The 18512-nt window shown below is 52.1% G+C and carries 17 protein-coding genes; 3 read left to right on the plus strand and 14 right to left on the minus strand.

All coding sequences use genetic code 11. The features are described 5' to 3' along the window. Positions 1 to 2 precede the first annotated feature (2 nt). The 3 genes from CS390_RS18005 (at position 3) to CS390_RS18015 (ending at position 3912) form a co-directional block, all read left to right on the plus strand. Positions 3 to 1778, plus strand: a complete 1776-nt coding sequence (locus CS390_RS18005; protein ID WP_099775507.1) for a hypothetical protein — start codon at positions 3 to 5, stop codon at positions 1776 to 1778. Then, positions 1775 to 2398, plus strand: coding sequence for a hypothetical protein (locus CS390_RS18010; RefSeq protein ID WP_099775508.1), 624 nt, complete (start codon positions 1775 to 1777; stop codon positions 2396 to 2398). Before CS390_RS18005 ends, CS390_RS18010 begins: the two co-directional genes overlap by 4 nt. 467 nt (positions 2399 to 2865) lie before the next feature. Further along, complete coding sequence (locus CS390_RS18015; RefSeq protein ID WP_099775509.1) at positions 2866 to 3912, plus strand: WavE lipopolysaccharide synthesis family protein; 1047 nt, start codon at positions 2866 to 2868, stop codon at positions 3910 to 3912. A 59-nt stretch (positions 3913 to 3971) separates the two neighbouring features. On the opposite strand, the gene CS390_RS18020 is transcribed toward CS390_RS18015, so the two are convergent. From CS390_RS18020 to rpsA, 14 genes are all read right to left on the minus strand, one after another. Further along, the gene (locus CS390_RS18020; protein WP_099775510.1) at positions 3972 to 5228 is read right to left on the minus strand and encodes an O-antigen ligase; all 1257 of its coding nucleotides are present in this window, start codon (positions 5226 to 5228) and stop codon (positions 3972 to 3974) included. Positions 5229 to 5254: 26 nt separating this feature from the next. Continuing rightward, positions 5255 to 6634 carry an undecaprenyl-phosphate glucose phosphotransferase gene (locus CS390_RS18025; protein ID WP_099775511.1) on the minus strand — a complete coding sequence of 460 codons (1380 nt, stop codon included), beginning with the start codon at positions 6632 to 6634 and terminating at the stop codon, positions 5255 to 5257. 142 nt (positions 6635 to 6776) lie between these two features. After that, complete coding sequence (locus CS390_RS18030) at positions 6777 to 8204, minus strand: mannose-1-phosphate guanylyltransferase/mannose-6-phosphate isomerase (protein ID WP_099775512.1); 1428 nt, start codon at positions 8202 to 8204, stop codon at positions 6777 to 6779. An 87-nt stretch (positions 8205 to 8291) separates the two neighbouring features. Further along, complete coding sequence (locus tag CS390_RS18035; protein ID WP_099775513.1) at positions 8292 to 9500, minus strand: glycosyltransferase WbuB; 1209 nt, start codon at positions 9498 to 9500, stop codon at positions 8292 to 8294. Continuing rightward, on the minus strand, positions 9500 to 10477 hold the full coding sequence (locus tag CS390_RS18040) for a GDP-L-fucose synthase (protein WP_099775514.1): 978 nt from the start codon (positions 10475 to 10477) through the stop codon (positions 9500 to 9502). The genes CS390_RS18035 and CS390_RS18040 overlap by 1 nt, the downstream gene beginning before the upstream one ends. Before the next feature lie 2 nt (positions 10478 to 10479). After that, positions 10480 to 11598, minus strand: a complete 1119-nt coding sequence (gmd, locus tag CS390_RS18045; RefSeq protein WP_099775515.1) for a GDP-mannose 4,6-dehydratase — start codon at positions 11596 to 11598, stop codon at positions 10480 to 10482. Continuing rightward, a complete protein-coding gene (locus tag CS390_RS25000; RefSeq protein WP_177442418.1) occupies positions 11595 to 11915 on the minus strand; it encodes a hypothetical protein in 321 nt (106 codons plus the stop codon). The genes gmd and CS390_RS25000 overlap by 4 nt, the downstream gene beginning before the upstream one ends. Next, entirely contained in the window at positions 11915 to 12460 is a 546-nt protein-coding gene (locus CS390_RS18050) for a Wzz/FepE/Etk N-terminal domain-containing protein (RefSeq protein ID WP_256587513.1), read from the minus strand. The genes CS390_RS25000 and CS390_RS18050 overlap by 1 nt, the downstream gene beginning before the upstream one ends. A 177-nt stretch (positions 12461 to 12637) precedes the next feature. Further along, a complete protein-coding gene (locus CS390_RS25410) occupies positions 12638 to 13183 on the minus strand; it encodes a GNVR domain-containing protein (protein WP_256587514.1) in 546 nt (181 codons plus the stop codon). Beyond that, entirely contained in the window at positions 13150 to 13641 is a 492-nt protein-coding gene (locus CS390_RS25415) for a hypothetical protein (RefSeq protein WP_256587515.1), read from the minus strand. The genes CS390_RS25410 and CS390_RS25415 overlap by 34 nt, the downstream gene beginning before the upstream one ends. A gap of 419 nt (positions 13642 to 14060) precedes the next feature. Further along, on the minus strand, positions 14061 to 15542 hold the full coding sequence (locus CS390_RS18060) for an MBL fold metallo-hydrolase RNA specificity domain-containing protein (RefSeq protein ID WP_099775516.1): 1482 nt from the start codon (positions 15540 to 15542) through the stop codon (positions 14061 to 14063). Between the two features lie 145 nt (positions 15543 to 15687). Further along, positions 15688 to 15930 carry a lipopolysaccharide assembly protein LapA domain-containing protein gene (locus CS390_RS18065; RefSeq protein WP_099775517.1) on the minus strand — a complete coding sequence of 81 codons (243 nt, stop codon included), beginning with the start codon at positions 15928 to 15930 and terminating at the stop codon, positions 15688 to 15690. Positions 15931 to 15954: 24 nt separating this feature from the next. Beyond that, positions 15955 to 16248, minus strand: a complete 294-nt coding sequence (ihfB, locus tag CS390_RS18070) for an integration host factor subunit beta (protein WP_099775518.1) — start codon at positions 16246 to 16248, stop codon at positions 15955 to 15957. A 477-nt stretch (positions 16249 to 16725) separates the two neighbouring features. After that, positions 16726 to 18402: a 30S ribosomal protein S1 gene (gene rpsA, locus CS390_RS18075; protein ID WP_065760855.1), complete on the minus strand. Its 1677-nt coding sequence runs from the start codon at positions 18400 to 18402 to the stop codon at positions 16726 to 16728. Between the last annotated feature and the right edge of the window lie 110 nt (positions 18403 to 18512).

The following is an 18512-nucleotide window of genomic DNA, read 5'->3' on the forward strand; positions in this document are numbered from 1 at the left end:
ACATGAAAACGACCCATCTCCAACACCATCCAGGTCTCGAATACATTTCAACGGGCAAGTTGCGTGAACTCCCAGAAAATCTGCCACTGCCTCATGAGTGTTCGAGCTTCGTTTCCTTCCGCAAGCATCCATCTCGAAAGCCTGACCTGATCATTAAGAAGCTGCATGCTGCTCAACGGCCGCGGGAGATTTATGGCAATGGGTCGTACTGTTTCTATGCTGTTCAGAGTGACTCGCCGCTCGCACCGCTTCTGTTGTGGGATGCCGCTCACTTCCTTAGTATTGGCGAGAAAATCACCGTTATCGAAGACACATCTGTTGACTTCTATCTAGATCGCGAGTATTTCACAGGATCACTCAAAGCGATTGCACGCTCACCCAAGTCGGTTACCTACGAGAAGACATCAAAATTGGCAGCTGAGGTCGATGACGACCTCGATAGCTGGACTTTTGGCATCCCTGTCGGGCCGGAGGACGCTACTATTCTGAATGCCGTTGTGAAGCGCATTATGGAAATAGATATCCCGAACAAGGAGATCATCCTATGCGGCACACCGGGGAGTAACTTCGCCTACTTCGATAAGGTGAGCATTGTAGGCGAAGACATATCTGCCCCGCCGGTACAAATTTGTAAGAAAAAGAACCGCTTGGCTCTAGAAGCAAAATACAGCAATCTAGTGATCCTGCATGATCGTGTCTTCTTACCGAAACACTTCGGCGAGATGGTTCGCCGATTTGGCCCACGCTACCCGCTGATGACACTGCAGAGCATGTTCTTCGACAACCAAGTAAGCATGCACCCACGTCGCTACTCCGATTATGGCATGGCTATGGGTGAGATTGCTCAGGGTCTGCAAGGTTTGCACCGCAACTCCGGGAAAGCTGCAATCATTGCGCCTTCGATTTTCAGTGAAATCGAACGAACCGGATTCTGCTTCGCCAGTCCCATGCGCTACAACAAAGACACTAACTACCCCACCGGTAGCCTCTACATCTGCCGTAAAGAAGTCTGGAATTCTTACCCGCTGGACGAATCCCTATACTGGGTTGAATTTGAGGATATCGAGCAAGGCATTCGTGCTTCAAAAGCGGGCATTCCGAGCAGGGTCAACCCTTACGGTATTACCCAGTCGATTACTTCTCGTGCTCTACTGGGAGTGAAATTACCGGTAGAATTAATGAGCGGGCGCCTTGGGCATACCGGACCTTATAACTTCTCCGTACTAAAGAAGAAACCTCTATTCAAAGTTTCGACTGAAAATGCTCTTACCAAACTGCAGCAGTTTGCAAACAAATACGTTACCAACCCGACAACAGTCGAAATTCCAACCGGCGTGCGCAACATCAAACCTCGCGCTTGGGTAGAGCTGATCAACGAGGTAATTCAAAAGTCCACGTTCAGATATGATGTCGACGCAGTCCGCGAGTTTATTTCTGACTTTGAGAAATTGGTGCTACTCGACCAACTGCCGAACATGAGACAGAAAGATTTAGTTTGTCGTTTTTTCCTCGAACCCGCTAAAACAAAGAAAACGCTGATCACCCATAGCAACGAAATACACAACATGTTACATCAACGAGCCCTACAGACATGGTTCCTCAGTACCGTTACTGACTACTTTCACTATAATCTACTATCCCTTCCGGGAATCCTAGTTTCGGCGATGCGCGTCTACAAGAATAATGGGAAGGTTTTCTACTTTGAGAGTTTCGGCGCTGCTGTCAAAGCAATTTATAACTCGACCCCATTCAACTCCTACACCGAGACTTCCGAGTGAACATCTTCGTCGTTTCTCAACTAAATCCGAAGCCTACGAGCCAGGAGCTGATCAGCCAGCTTTCCCGCATCCAACACGAGAACAGAAAAACCGTCCCTATCATTGTAGTGGATGAACTCTATAACTTGTCGGAGCTTCTAGGTCGTAACCCACCGAAAGATTACACTCTGTTTAATCTGAATGACTTCCTGCATGAAAAAGTCAGCATCACCGATGGCGCCATGTGCACGGATCCAAACAAAATTACTGTACACATGAATAAAATCGATAGCAGTTGGATACTTATTGATTTTGGCCAGCACGCCGAGAAAACATGCGCCGAATTTATACTAAAGCTCTCGCGCTACAGCTATATAAATCCAAAACTTCAAAAACGCAACCTAGTTTTTACCGTACCGAGTATGTATCTCGGAACATTTGCACAGAAGATCAACGAATCTTTCAATAACCTGCCCATAAGCAGAATCTCCACACCCTATTCAGACCAAATAATAACAATGCTTTTCTTCAACACGATTAAAAAATTATCAATCAGCCTTCCGCTACCAAGCGGAGCACTGCCCCCAATAAAAAACCTGCTCCGACGCACTTACAAACGTCTTTTCAAATCTGCCAAATGAGCCGCACCGATACTGAACTTATATGACCAAATATCTTTGGCCGCCGCCACCCGAGAGGTGAGGCGACAGCATTTCATTCGGAGCGCGGGCGAAGCATCAAAATGAATAGTGGACGCCAGGCTGATTGTGCTGTGGGCGCTTTTACCATATGATCGTATGAAGAGCACTGCTCGCGAACCATTTGACGAGTCAAATCTTATAGACACCTGTATATGACAAAAGCACAACCCCAAGGAATCCTAAAAAAAGCCAAGCATAGCCTGAAAAAATCTAATTTAAATTTCATCTAACCACTAACACTAACGGGCATGTGCATCAACGATGCTAGACTCATAAGCGCACATAAAAACGACAGAAACACACACTGTGTCCGCATTAAGAAAAGTAGTTGATTGGCTGTTGCGACATCACAGTTTCACGCTCGCCAACAAGCTCAGCGGCTAATAGATTAGCAAAGGGTAGCACATATGGAATGGCATCTTACGCCTATTGAGGCGGAAAAAATCAGCATAGTGATCCAAGGTCCTCTTTACAGGAATCTGAGCCCAGAGAGGGGGATCTTTGCATGCATCGCCTCGATCAAAAAACACTTTCCAACGGCTGAAATCATCGTGTCAACTTGGACACATGAGGATACCTCCGGTATTGAGGCGGACCAGATTGTAGTTTCGGAAGATCCTGGTTACTTTCTCGACTGCTCGGGCAACCAGTTTAACTCGAATCGTATGCTGCGCTCAACGCTATCCGGTATTCAGGCGGCCACAAGGCCATACGTCATGAAATTTCGTGCGGATCACAACATGACCAGCACTTCCCTTGCCGTCATAGGAGAACCAGAGCATTTCGCTCCCGACGAGCCGAAACTGTTCAAAACCCCTATTACCATCACAACCCTCTACATCCGCAACCCAATAAAAGTCCCTATGCTGTTTCACATCTCGGATCTGGTTCAGTTCGGAACCCGAGAGGATATGCTCTCTTTCTGGAACCAACCGCTATTTAAGGAGAACGAAGTATTCCATAGCCGGCCATTTCGCAACCCATTCGGAAACTTCACGGGGTACTCGGCGGCTTACAAAATGGCAGAACAGTGCTTAATGCTCGGTGCCATGCGTATGCATGGTATTGACGTACACCTTATGCACCCCTGCCAAGTACGCATAAGCGACCTTAAACTATGGGAGTCTATCCTAAGGATCAATTTCAGGGTAATAGAGTACTCTGAGGCGGGTGTAGATTTTCCCGAGCGCTTCCTAAGCACTGGCTTCCCCTTGAGAACACTCTACAAGGCCTCAGAGATCAGACAGCTATACCGTCTTAGCCTAATTGGCTACCGACTAAAAATAGCCAGAATCTGGATCAACCAGTACGTCCTGAATTGCTTCCGTTCCACCTGGTGGGTTTCACTGGCCTCTATCGTTCTTTTCAGTACATCCCCAACGCTTGCGAAGGCTATACGTTCGCATTGGAGGAAGCTTAGGAGCGTAATCCACCCGGACTCAGGCCGAATGTGAAGAGCGTTTTACTCAGACGCAGGGAAAGGCAGACGCGCAATACGCCTACCTCAAAGCTACTAATTCGACACAGTGGCTTGCTCAGCGTCTTTAGACCGCATCGGCACCGCCAACAAAATCGCCACTGGCAACCAGAACAACGTCCAGTAGTCACCAGGTCGAGTAAAGATCCGCTCAACATCCGTAAGCATGGCGATCAGCGCAAAGACTAATGCAGGAAATGCAAGGCGCACCCAATAGTTGCTGCGCAGTTTCCACGCTTTATGGGCCAACCCCAGTAGACCCGCGCCTAGCAACGCAAGCGAAACGATGCCGCTGTCGTAGGCCTGTTGGAGGTACAAGCTATGGGCATGAGGGGAAACATGAACACCATCAGGCCAGCGATACTCGAAGGGTGTGCCCAACCCGTGCCCAACGGCCCAGTTACCTGACATGACTTTAAAATAGTAGACCCAAATAGGCCCGCGTCCAGACAACTGCTTTTCCTGAAACTCAATGATCAACTGTGGCCAAAACTTGATAAGCAGTACAACGACAAGCACTGTGCCGATCCCCAACAACCACCAACCGAGCCTGGAGTTTTGTAAAATGACTACAGCCACAATACCACCCAGCAAGGCAAACCATGCCCCCCTAGTATAAGTCAACAATACATAAAGGCTCAACAGCATGAAAATAGCGAGCCAAAACAGCGCTGACTTGAACACCGTGCGCTTATCCAATGCCACACCGAGCGCCCAAACAGCGATTGCACCGTGAAAAATACCCGCGACTACAGGCCAGCCGTAATTGGCAAAATTCCCGATACCCGAGCGATCTATACGGTAAGCACGATAGGCCAGTGGTTTATCCAAAATGCCAAACTGATAAACAATGCTGACAAGGGCACCTATAGCAACCATGACCACCCCTGCCAACAACGCTTTCTTCAGAAAGGCCTCATTGTAGGACATTAGTAAGTAGATCGCTTGAAGATACAGGGCAATCAACAACCCTCGCTTCGCAAGCGAGAACGCATCCTTTTCAGAGCCTGTTGCCCATAGTGTACTCAAGCCAACCCAAAGCAGAAAAAAAATCCATGGGATATAGTGAACCGACGGTACACATTTACTCCGAACGATCAATTTGTAGAAAACAAAAATTAGCGCCGGCAAAAGAAGCCATATATATACCTGAGTGCCCCTCGCACCACCGGACTGGATCCAAACCTTACCACTCAACTGAATGAATAACCCAATAGCCAGCATCCAGATCAAAACAAGCTGCCAGCTTCGTCCTCTAGAAAAATCACTCCGCAATACTTCTACTCCATTCATAACCACCACTACCTCCTCAAACAAAATCAAAATGCGTTTTTATTAATGAAGCCTTTAAAAACAGTAAGAACTATAATTTTCAGGTCAACCCAAAGTGACCAGTTATCGATATACCAAAGATCGTACTCGACACGCTTTTGCATTTTCTCAAGCGTATCTGTCTCACCGCGGTAGCCACTGACCTGAGCCCAGCCGGTGATACCTGGCTTGACCTTATGCCGCTGCATGTAAGATTCGACCAAGTCCTTGTAGTACTCGTTGTGCGCCAACGCATGAGGGCGAGGCCCAACAATCGACATGCGCCCTTGGAGCACATTGAAAAACTGCGGTAGTTCATCAAGGCTGGTACGCCGTAAAAACGCTCCGACGTTGGTCACACGCGCATCGTTGCGTGTGGCCTGGGTAATGCCACCTTCGCTATGCACTACCATTGAGCGGAATTTGTACACCTTGAAGTGTTTACCGTTGATACCCATTCGATACTGTTTAAACAAAATCGGACCAGGGGAGGATACCTTGATGGCGACAGCAACGATCAGGCAGACCGGGAGTATCAAAAGGCTGATCAAGCCCCCGATAGTCAAGTCTTCAAGCCGCTTGACCAGCAATGCAGGGCCATCCATCGGACTGCAGCTAAGGTCCAATGAATACAAGCCTGCAATATGGCTCACTTTGTGGTTCAGCAAGCGGATATCACCCCACTCCGGAATGAAGCGAACTGCAACGGTGTGGTGGCGAAGGGCATACATGATGGAGCGGATGACGCCCCCTTCACTGAGCGGCAGGCACAGCCATACTTCATGCACGCCTAACTTATCAACTTTGGCGACCAGGCTGTCCATCCAGTCGTCGTTTTGACTAAATGCAAGGCTTGCGGAGATACGAAAACCGTCTTCTTCCAAGGTACGGCCACTGTTTAGCTGGCTGGCGGACTGCCCTCCAGAATCAACCAGCAGTACACTCTTCAGGTTCAGCCCTGAGCCACGTATACGGCGTAAAAACAAAAACACGGAAAGGCGCAGCAACAAACACAATGCCCCTCCCGTAAATAACATTACACTGAACCAGATGCGGGAATAGCTACCTGAAAGCTTCAGGAAAAACGTCAACGATAAAAGAACACCAGCAGCCGACAGCCAGCAAACCACCAAGACACTGAGTTGACGCCAGAACGACTGGCCTCGCTGCGAGCCATAAACACCGCCCAACGCCAAGCAGATCACGACCACAATGGCCGTAATCATCGTTGCGGTGTTGTAACGCCCCGTCATTTCAAAGTGCTGAAAACGGTAATGGAAAGCAAACAAGCCCGCCACCAAGACGATGACCATGTCCGTTAACGCGACAAAAAAAGGAACGGGATAACGCTCTGCAAATGTTGGTTGATACCGATGAATGACTTGCATGTCTTTGAACAGACCCCAATCTCTATAAAACACTGGTTAGCATGCACTGCAGCCAGGCACCGCGCCCGCAGCCAAAACACCCGACCCTACACAGCAACTCAGAGGCGCCAGCACCGGCCAGCCCCGCCTGAGTCACTATCAGTCATGCTTTGTTTTTTGGCTTGACACGCCCGTACTTGTCTTCAAAGCGAACGATATCGTCTTCACCCAGGTACGTGCCTGACTGAACCTCGATCAGCTCCAATGGGATAACGCCCGGATTTTCCAAGGCGTGAACCTGCCCGATAGGGATGTAGGTAGACTGGTTCTCGGTGACCAGATAGGTTTTGTCGCCATTGGTGACACTCGCCGTACCAATCACCACGATCCAGTGCTCGGCACGGTGATGGTGCATCTGTAACGACAGCTTGGCTCCCGGTTTTACGGTGATACGCTTAACCTGATAACGGTGCCCACTGTCGATCGAATCATATACCCCCCAAGGACGATACACTTCACGGTGATTGGCATGTTCATGGCGCTGGTCCTGCTTGAGCTGCTCAACAATCTTTTTGACGTCTTGCACATGACTCTTGTGGGCAACCAGGACAGCATCCTTGGTCTCAACAATAACCAGGTCCTCGACCCCTACCGTCGTCACCAAGCGATGCTCGGCATGCACATAGCTATGACGAGTACCGTGTTGAAGGACATCCCCCTTCAAGACATTCCCGTTGCTGTCCTTTTCGCTGACATCCCACAGTGCAGACCATGACCCAATGTCACTCCATCCAGCATCCAAAGGCACCATGGCGGCATCGGCCGTTTTTTCCATCACCGCATAATCGATCGAGTCGTCCGGGCACTGGCGAAAGGCATCTGCATCAATACGGGTGAAGTACAGGTCCTGCTCTGCCCCCGCCAATGCCTGACGGCACACCTTGAGAATGTCGGGCTGGAACGCCTCCAGCTCCGCCAAGTAGCGGCTGGCACGAAACATGAACATGCCACTGTTCCAAAAATAGTCCCCAGAGGCAACGTAATGCTGGGCTGTGGGAAGGTCGGGCTTCTCAACGAAACGGTTAACCTTGAACCCTTCACTACCAAGCACTTCGCCCTTCTGGATGTAGCCATAACCGGTTTCAGGGTAGGCCGGTACGATGCCAAAGGTAACAAGCTTGCCTGCTTTGGCTAACACCATGGCAGCCTCAATACTGGCATGGAACGCAGGCACGTCCTGAATCAAGTGATCGGCAGCCAAAACCAGCAGCAACGGATCCTGACCTTCTTCTATGGCCTGTAATGCCGCCAAAGCAATCGCAGGTGCCGTGTTACGTCCCATTGGCTCCAACAGAATGTTGGCCTCCTCCAGGCCAATCTGACGTAGCTGCTCTGCTGCAAGAAACCGATGCTGCTCGTTGCAAATCAAGCGCGGCGCTTGGGCGTCCAGCCCCTGCAGGCGCTCAATCGTTGCCTGCAGCATGGACTGATTCTGGTCGACCAACGGCAAAAATTGCTTAGGGTTAAGTTGACGCGAAAGCGGCCAGAGACGCGAGCCGGAACCGCCAGCCATGATTACCGGAAGCAACATGTGTTTTTGTCCTTTGAAGTCGTACTACCAAAAAATGAATTCTGCATGCCGTGCAGCACGCCCAACACATTACAACAAGAAAGAAAATTAAACCTCATCGATAAACCGAGCCAGAATCCGATCCTTGTCGAGAAAATCATGGGCATATGCTGTAGCAATCAGGTTAGGCAAGGGCATAGCCAGGCAACCCTCAATCCCCCTAAGCAATGCCTCGACAGACTCGGGCTCTACCCGTTCTGCAATGCCTGGATGGTCCAGGCACAGCAAGCCCAGACTGGTCTCAGGGTCTGCGGTTATCACTGCATTGCCGCCTACTGCAAGGATGTTGGTCAGTTTTGATGGCAGTACCGCATCTGCAGCCCCGCGTTTCTGAATGACCAAATGGCAATCGGCACTGGCGAGCAGCGCGGGCAAGTCCTCATAGGGTTGCAAAGGTGCAAAGACCACATTCGACAGTTGCTTCGATGCTGCCAACGCTTGCAATCGGGCCTTACCTGCTCCTTCGCCAACGATCAGGAACACAAGCTCTGCCCGGCCCTTAAGGCGATCCGCAGCTTCGATTACACTTTCCAGCCCCTGCTTTTCGCCTATGTTCCCGGAGTAAAGCAGCACCTTCTTGGCTGGATCAATGCCCAGCCGCGCAAGCAATGCGTCATTACGCGCAACATTGGCAAACCGTGCGGTTTCAGACCAGTTAGGAAAAAAACGCAACTGCTCAACGCTGACACCTTTGCTCTGGGCGAGCCGCAGCATGGCCGCAGAAATGCTTGAAACTCGGTCAAATGCACGCAAAATGAGCCGTTCTGCACCATAAGCAATACGTTTTAGCACGCCGCTGTTGGCAATCCCCAGGCCAAACAATGCATCGACTTCAAAATCCTGAATGTGCAGAACGGCCTTAGCGCCCGTCAGCTTAGCCAGCAGGAGCGTCTGAGGTGCACAAAATAGCGTCGGGACCACCAGAATGACCAGGTCTGGCTTCCACCTCAACTGTGCCAGCATTGCCAACGAAGATGAGATAGAAAAACTTGCCAGGTGCAACAAGCGCGTTAGTGCCGTCGGTTTAGCCGGCACATAGAGCGGGCACCGGTAAACACTGACGCCCTCCTCTTGAGTACAGTTGAAACGCCAGGACGAAAACGCAGGCCACACTTTCCAATCCGGATAGTACGGTGGTGCGGTAACAACCCGCACCTCATGGCCCTGCTCAGCAAGCCAGCGGGCCATTTCGCCGCTGTATTTACCGATTCCAGTCAGCTCTGGGCTGTAATTGATGCCATAAAGCAGAATTTTCATCAGTGAGTCCGAGCGTTTTGCACATTGTCGACGTACCACTGATAGGCACTCTGCAAGCCTTGTTCAAGGCCAATACTGGCTGTCCAGCCCAACGCGGCCAAACGCGAAACGTCCATCAACTTGCGCGGAGCACCGTCAGGCTTCGTCGCATCGAACGTCAGCTTGCCCTGAAATCCGGTCACTTTGGCAACCGTGTGCGCCAACTCAGCAATCGTGCAATCAACTCCCGTACCAACGTTGATGTGAGAAAGCATTGGCTGTGTGTGAGACTGATATAGCTGGGGCTCGAGCTCCATGACATGCACGCAGGCAGCAGCCATATCGTCGACATGCAGAAATTCGCGCATTGGCTTGCCACTGCCCCAGATCACAACCTCTGCATCACCTCGCTGAGTAGCCTCGTGGAACCTACGCAAAAGCGCCGGAATAACATGGCTGTTTTCAGGGTGATAATTATCGTGCGGGCCATAGAGGTTGGTTGGCATCACACTGCGATAATCCCGGCCATACTGACGGTTGTAGCTCTCACAGAGCTTGATACCAGCAATTTTGGCCAACGCATAAGGCTCATTTGTCGGCTCAAGACCACCCGTCAACAACGCAGCCTCTGTCATAGGCTGTACTGCGAGCTTTGGATAGATGCAGGAAGAGCCGAGAAACAGCAGCTTCTGAACACCATTCAAGTGCGCGGCCTGAATGATGTTGGCCTCAATCATCAGATTGTCAAAAATGAAATCGGCCGGATAGGTGTTATTCGCATGGATACCACCTACCTTCGCTGCGGCCAGATAAACCTGATCAATAGCATGAGTTTGGAAAAAATGCCGAACAGCACCCTGATCGAGCAAATCCAACTCTTCCCGCGTTGCGGTGAGGATGTTCGAGTAACCAAGCGTCTTGAGCCTGCGAACGATGGCCGAGCCAACCATTCCACGATGACCGGCCACAAAAATCGACTGTTCCAGATTACGGGCCACAATCAGTTCTCCAGAGATACAGGCAAGTCGTGGCCGTGGGACTTCAGAAGCGCATGGCGCTGAGCTGCTTTCAAGTCCTCGCGCACCATCTCTTCGCACATTTGCTGTACGGTAATTTCCGGTACCCAACCCAATTTTTCTTTAGCCTTGGTTGGATCGCCCAACAAGGTTTCCACCTCTGCAGGCCGGAAATAACGTGCATCCACACGCACAACGACATCACCTACCTTCAGTGCCGGCGCCTTGTCACCTTCAATGTGTTCGACAATCGCATGCTCTTCGACGCCTTTACCTTCAAAGCGCAGCGTAAGACCAAGCTCAGCAGCCGACCACCGCACGAACTCACGCACCGAATATTGCACGCCGGTTGCAATCACGAAGTCTTCAGGTTGTTCTTGCTGCAACATCATCCATTGCATGCGGACGTAGTCCTTGGCATGACCCCAGTCACGTAGGGCATCCATATTGCCGAGGAACAAACACTTTTCCAGGCCTTGGGCGATGTTCGCCAAGGCGCGTGTAATCTTACGTGTTACGAATGTTTCACCACGACGTGGCGACTCATGGTTGAACAAAATGCCGTTGCAGGCATACATACCATAAGCTTCACGATAGTTTACTGTAATCCAGTAGGCATAAAGCTTGGCTACCGCATAAGGGGAGCGAGGGTAGAACGGTGTCGTTTCCTTTTGAGGAATCTCTTGCACCAGTCCATAGAGCTCAGACGTCGACGCCTGATAGAAGCGTGTTTTTTTCTCCAAGCCCAACAAACGAATAGCTTCAAGAATACGCAGTGTGCCCATGGCATCAACGTCTGCGGTGTACTCCGGGGACTCAAAACTCACTGCAACATGGGACTGTGCCCCCAAGTTGTACACCTCATCAGGCTGTACTTCCTGAATAATACGGGTGAGGTTAGAAGAGTCACTCAAATCGCCATAATGCAAAACAAAATTGCGATTATCTACGTGCGGATCCTGGTAGATATGGTCAACACGCTGAGTATTAAAAGACGAAGCACGGCGCTTAATACCATGTACTTCATAGCCTTTCTCCAAGAGAAACTCAGCCAAGTAAGAGCCGTCCTGCCCTGTAACGCCGGTAATAAGTGCCTTTTTCATTTTTCCGCCTTAAAAATATCTTCTTTATTGAGTGGGACATACTCAATAAAATCAAGCCAACCATGTTTAGAAGTATACTTCAGAGACCTACCTAACAATTCAAAAATCTTTCGACAGTACTCATACCGCACAAATACACTCTTCGCATTATCCAGATTCTTAATTATACCTTCACGCCAATTATCACCCGAGGTAGCATTTTTCCTTGGATCCTGACCTGCCTCATAAAAATCCTCAACAGCACCCCCATAATCTTTTAATACATTATGATCACGACCGAGAAGAAACACTCGCTTATAGCCCATATAATGGAGCACTAGAAAAACCATAATAGGACTGGCCTGCGGAGCCAGCACAGGACGAGTAAGATCAATATTTCATCACCCTCTACCCCTTTGGGGTAGCGCATTTGCAAGCCGATGTAGGCACTCAACAGGTCAGCCTTTTTGGGGTCTGGCTGTACCAGCTTGAGTGAGTCGCGGTTGAACTCGTCAAACACCTGCTCGGGCGACTGCCCTGCCTTGCCGAACGCTTCAAACAGTTTGGGGTTGGCGCGAAAGTAGCTGAGGCGCGTGTCGTAGGAGTCCAGCGCCGCACCTACTCGCACCAAGGCCTTGCCGGGCGGCAGGGAATAGACCTCGGTACGGTTCAAGGCGTCCAGGTCGTTGAGGGCTGCGGTGCGCAGCAGCGTGCTCATTTCATACACAGGTGTGGCCAAAAACGCATAAGCGCCGGCAATGAAACGCAAGAGCAACGCCCTAGCCGCAATCAGCTTCTTTTGCTTCCAGATGGATTGCATCATCGCAAAAAGGTCAATTTCATCGTGAGCAACAACGGAGGGTACGCGGGTAATACTGGTCACACCAACTGCCTGTCTGATTGAGTTGAACTGACTCGCCCAGGACAGACAAAAACGTCCATCGTCATCGCTGCCGACTACGATCCTCGAACACTCCCTGTCGTCAGACGACGCAAGGCGGCATTGTGACAGTTTCTGTAAAAGCGGACCACCCTTGAAACAAAGTAACGGTAACGACTCTTATTCCGTGCCGGTTAATGGGGAGCGTTTCGGCGTGAGCACTTGCCGGTACAGGTGGCGCATCAAGGTCAACCCCACACCCACCAGCACACCTGCAACCAGGCCGAGCAGTACAATCAGCAACTTCTTGGGTTTTACCGGCTTGCCTGGAAGCTCTACTACACCATCCTGCCGGTACGTCGCAACCAAGGCAGGGTCGATGCTCAGGTTGCGATAAAACGTCAAGGCTGCCTGTTGCTGGCGCAGGTTCTGGATAAATGGGTCATCAGACTGGCGCTTCTGCAGGTTTTCAATTTCTGCCTCCAGTGCCTTGCTCCCGCGCATATAGGTCAGCGAACCTTCCATGCCCGCGGACACTTCAGCAGAGAGGTTACCGGAAATGATCGGCGGCTTTTCCCGGCCAATAGACTTGGCGACCTGAAGCGTTTCTTTCAATTGCACGATGTCATCTTCGCGTTGCTTGCGTGAGCTTTCCTGCGCGGTCAGGATTTGCTGCTGCAGGTTATTGGCCTTTACCGTGGCATCGCTTTTGATGTTCTTGAGCACTTACCGCTTGGCGCCCCCCCTGCCAGCTGGGCATAGTTCGTCACCCATTCGGCAGCCTGCTGTGGGCTGTAAACGTTCGCGGTAATGGCAAGGCGCGTCGGGGTGTCCCTGGCAGCGACCGCCACAACCAGCAGCTTGTTGAAATCGCTGTACAAGAGATCCTGAGAACCTTTGCGCTCCTGCTCTGTGAGCGTAGGAAGGTAGGCGGTCTGGAAAAAGCTACGGCGCAGCGACTCGGACTGCAGGTGCTTCACGTAGACATCGTAGATATCCTTGACCGTAAGCGTGCCTAGCCCGGTGTCGGGGCCGCGCCCATAGTTGAGGTGCGCGATGTCATTCTGCGTAGGGGGCTGGACGAATACCTTGGCTTCATAAACAGGCCTTGCCAGAAGCGCATAGGCAAGGGCTGCCAGAAAATCACGGCAGTCGTGACCATAATCAGCATTTTCTGCTGCCATAAGCCTTTGATCAGCTCAATCAGGTCGATGTCATCGGATGCGATCAAGCGTTCGCGGTCTTGGGCCATTTATTCTTTTTCCCGAATCCACATTGTAAATGAGTTGTGATATCAACTCCTGAAAAACTCAGGGCACTCACGAGCTGGAAATGACAGGGAATATGGCAATAAGCTATAAATTGAGTAATTGCCTTTTACTTTGTTATTTCTGACCTTAGCACTTGGTTTCTTTCCTAGCACCACGCAGTGAGGTCCCGCTTTTTTGCGCTCTGTTTACAACTGATCCATGTCAGAAAAAATACTGGTCAATACGACTCGCCAGATGAAGTGAAGTTCATTTCACCTGGCTGCCGATCGTCGAAAAAACTGCATTTATCATTAATGATAATAACTAGCAGTAGCGCTATTCACCTTGGGCCTTTATGCGGGTATTTCCACCGAAAGTGCCTTTCCTTGCTCGTTGTAACGGCACCTCAATGCGTGTGCCAATGCGGCCTTGGCCCGCTTCTCTCCGTGCACCAGCAGCACCCTTTCAGGCCACTGCTGCATTCCGGTGACGAAATCCACCAGGCCTTTTTGGTCGGCGTGGGCCGAGTAGCCACCCAGCGTTGCGACTTTGGCCTTGATTTCGTACATCTCTGCATCCAGGTCAATCATCACAAAGCCTTCGGCGCCCTCGCTGGCCTGGATCACCGCACCCGGCGTGCCCCTAGCCTGATAGCCCACAAACAGCACCTGGTGCCGCGGGTCGCCGAGCATGGCCTTGAGGTAGTTAACGATTCGCCCACCTGAACACATGCCGTTGCCTGCAATGACGATAGCAGGCCTGCCGGTGCTCGCCAGGTAGTTGACGGTTTTCTGGTTGCTCGCCAGGTAGTTGACGGTTTTCTGGTGCTGCACATGGCTGTCGAGGGTGATCAGTTGCCTGAAGCGCAGCGGTTTTCGCCCCTCGCTAAGGCGTTGTTGGGCTTCATCGTTCCAGAAGTCGTTGAGTTCACGGTAGGCCTGGGTGAATCGGCTGGCCAGGGGCGAGTCAAGGATGATGGGCAGTTGTGGCCAGTCGATGGGCAGCCCTTGCTGCGCTTCCCGCTCGCCTGTGCAAAGCTCGGCAGGCAGCAGCGCCTTGCGATGGAGGATGTCTTCGATTTCGTAGAGCAGTTCTTGGGTGCGGCCGGCACTGAATGCCGGAATGAGGATGGTGCCATGGTCAGCCAAGGCCTGGTCTATTGCCTGTTCGAGCCGTTGCTGACGGTGAGTGCGGTCTTCATGCAGGCGGTCGCCGTAGGTGCTTTCCAGCACCAGGATGTCGGCGCGCTCCGGCGATTTGGGCGGCTGCAACAATGGCGTATGGGCCGCCCCAAGGTCGCCGGAGAACACGACGCGCTTGCTGGTAGCGGCTTTCGGGTAGTGGATATCGCACTCGATGTAAGCAGACCCCAGCACATGCCCCGCACGCTGAAGGCGGATGTTGCAGACCAGCTCCGGGGTGTTGATGAGCACATGCCATTGGTCGTAGGCCACGGCAATGATGGCTTGCTCTACGCGCTTGAGGTAGCGGTCTACCGTGTTCTGGTCACGGGTAACGCTAAGCTTGAAGGCATCTTCCAAGACCAGCGGCAGCAGCTTGGCAGAAGGCTGACTGCAGATGATCGGGCCGTTGAAACCTGCGGCGAGCAGGTTGGGAATGCGCCCTACATGGTCGATATGAATATGGCTGATTAGCAGGGCCTTGATACCCTCGACCGGGAAGTCGATTTCAAGGTTGGCCGCTGGGCTCGACTCGTCACCCTGAAACAGGCCGCAATCGATCAGCAGGCTGTGGGCGGCATCAAGATGAAGCTGGTGACAGGAGCCGGTTACGCCTTGGGTGGCGCCGTGGTGGGTAATAGCGGGAAAAACCATACGAGCCCGTTCCGTGCATATTTATGGAGCGCTATTACTCCACAGAAGCGTGCGGGCACGGTGCCAGAATCGGATGGGATAGCTGTAGGAAAAGTCCTATTTTTTAGTGCTCTCCAGTATTCCGCTGCCTGAAACCAGGCAGGCCTCAGACACTGGAGCGGCGAGCACGGCCTTTGGCGCGCAGGGCGATGTACATTCCCAACAGTGGGCCTACGGCGAGCCCCAGCAATAGCGCCACCAGCACAATCACCGCAACAGGCAAGGCCGGTGCAGACCAACCAAACAAGACCAGCGCCACGGATTGTTGGTTTTCCAGCACAAACAGCAGCACAACCGCAGCCACCGCCATAACGAACAGCACCAGCAGCAGGCGTTTAAGGTTGCGCATGTTTATCTCCTTTTCCAGACAGTATCACGCCTGTTCCTCGTCTTCATTGACCCGATCCCGTAACTCTTTACCGGGTTTGAAATGCGGCACGAACTTGCCATCAAGGCTGACAGACTGACCGGTCTTGGGGTTGCGCCCTACGCGGGGTGCGCGGTAGTGCAGCGAGAAGCTGCCGAAACCGCGAATTTCAATGCGGTCACCCGTCGCAAGGCACTGGGACATTTGCTCAAGCATGGTCTTGATGGCCAGCTCCACATCTTTGGACGAGAGCAGCCCCTGATGGGTGACAATACGTTCGATCAACTCGGACTTCGTCATATTTTTCCCTTCTTTATCAAGCAGCTAGATCATTGCTTCTTCTGTTTGTAGCATGCTCGGAGGGATTTGAACAGGGTGGATCTTGACTTAATCAAAAATTCAAAATTGCACCATGGTGGGGATGGCCCAGGATGATGGGCTGGCATCAGGAAGCGGGTGCCGATCTGCAAGGGCTGGGTTGAGGCTGATGACGCCATCGCGGGCAAGCCCGCTCCTACAAAGGCCTTGCAAGCTATAAGAGCCGGGCTGAACTGCAATGCAGACGCCGCGAACTTACTGACACCCCGCCTCGTCCAACAAAGGCCGTGCAAGCTGTAGGAGCCGGGCTTGCCCGCGATGCAGACGCCGCGAACTTACTGGCACCGCACCGACGCCATCGCGTGCAAGCCCGCTCCCACAAGGACCTGCTCAGGGGTGCTTTTTTTCGGACACAAAAAAGGGCGACCGAAGTCGCCCTTTTTCTTAACCAGTCAGAACTTAGTTCTGCTTGGCCATTGCCTCGCGCAGCAGGGCAGCCATGGTGGTGTCACCGGTGACTTCTGGAGCGGTTTTCAGGCTCTGGATCGCTTCGCGCTCTTCTGCATCGTCTTTCGACTTGATGGACAGGTTGATTACGCGGCTCTTACGGTCGACGCTGATGATCTTAGCTTCGATCTCTTCGCCTTCTTTCAGAACGTTACGCGCGTCTTCAACGCGGTCACGGCTGATTTCGGAGGCTTTCAGAGTAGCTTCAATGTCGTCAGCCAGGGTAACTACAGCGCCCTTGGCGTCAACTTCTTTCACGATACCTTTGACGATAGCGCCCTTGTCGTTGACAGCAACGTAGTTGGAGAACGGATCGTCTTCCAGCTGCTTGATGCCCAGGGAGATGCGCTCGCGCTCTGGGTCAACCGACAGAATGACGGTTTCCAGCTCGTCGCCCTTCTTGAAGCGACGTACGGCTTCTTCGCCGACTTCGTTCCAGGAGATGTCCGACAGGTGAACCAGACCGTCGATGCCGCCGTCCAGACCAATGAAGATACCGAAATCGGTGATCGACTTGATGGTGCCGGAGATCTTGTCGCCCTTGTTGAACTGGCCAGAGAAGTCTTCCCATGGGTTGGACTTGCACTGTTTGATGCCCAGGGAGATACGACGACGCTCTTCGTCGATGTCCAGAACCATAACTTCCACTTCGTCGCCAACTTGAACGACTTTCGATGGGTGGATGTTCTTGTTGGTCCAGTCCATTTCGGAAACGTGTACCAGGCCTTCCACGCCTTCTTCCAGCTCTGCGAAGCAGCCGTAGTCGGTCAGGTTGGTGACGCGCGCCATGACGCGGGTGCTCTCTGGGTAACGTGCCTTGATAGCAACCCATGGGTCTTCGCCCAGTTGCTTCAGGCCCAGGGATACGCGGTTACGCTCGCGATCGTACTTCAGAACCTTGACATCGATCTCGTCGCCAACGTTGACGATTTCCGATGGGTGCTTGATACGCTTCCAAGCCATGTCGGTGATGTGCAGCAGGCCATCGACGCCGCCCAGATCAACGAATGCACCGTAGTCGGTGAGGTTCTTGACGATACCTTTGACTTGTTGGCCTTCCTGCAGCGATTCCAGCAGAGCTTCGCGCTCGGCGCTGTTTTCGGCTTCCAGGACGCTGCGACGGGAAACGACAACGTTGTTGCGCTTCTGGTCCAGCTTGATGACCTTGAATTCCAGCTCTTTGCCTTCCAGGTGGGTGGTGTCGCGCACTGGGCGGACATCAACCAGGGAACCTGGCAGGAAGGCGCGGATGCCGTTGACGTCAACAGTGAAGCCGCCTTTGACTTTACCGTTGATAACGCCCTTGACCACTTCTTCGGCGGCGAAAGCTGCTTCCAGAACAATCCAGCACTCGGCGCGCTTGGCTTTTTCACGGGACAGTTTGGTTTCGCCAAAGCCGTCTTCGACCGCGTCCAGCGCAACGTGAACTTCGTCACCGACCTTGATGGTCAGCTCGCCAGCTTCGTTGTAGAACTGCTCGAGCGGGATGACGCCCTCGGATTTCAGACCGGCGTGGACAGTAACCCAGTCACCGTCGATATCAACAACGATACCGGTGATGATCGCACCTGGTTGAAGGTTGAGGGTTTTCAGGCTTTCTTCAAAAAGTTCTGCAAAGCTTTCGCTCATTTTAATTCCTGTAGATTAGGGCGAAACAGACGCCCAGCAACCACACTCCAGACAATGTGGGTTTCGTTCATAGTAAGGGCAGCCTGCAGGACGTTGACTGGTGGACCTGC

Origin of the sequence: Pseudomonas sp. HLS-6 (genome assembly GCF_002753995.1) — a bacterium.
In the GTDB taxonomy this organism is placed as follows: Bacteria; Pseudomonadota; Gammaproteobacteria; order Pseudomonadales; family Pseudomonadaceae; genus Aquipseudomonas; species Aquipseudomonas defluvii.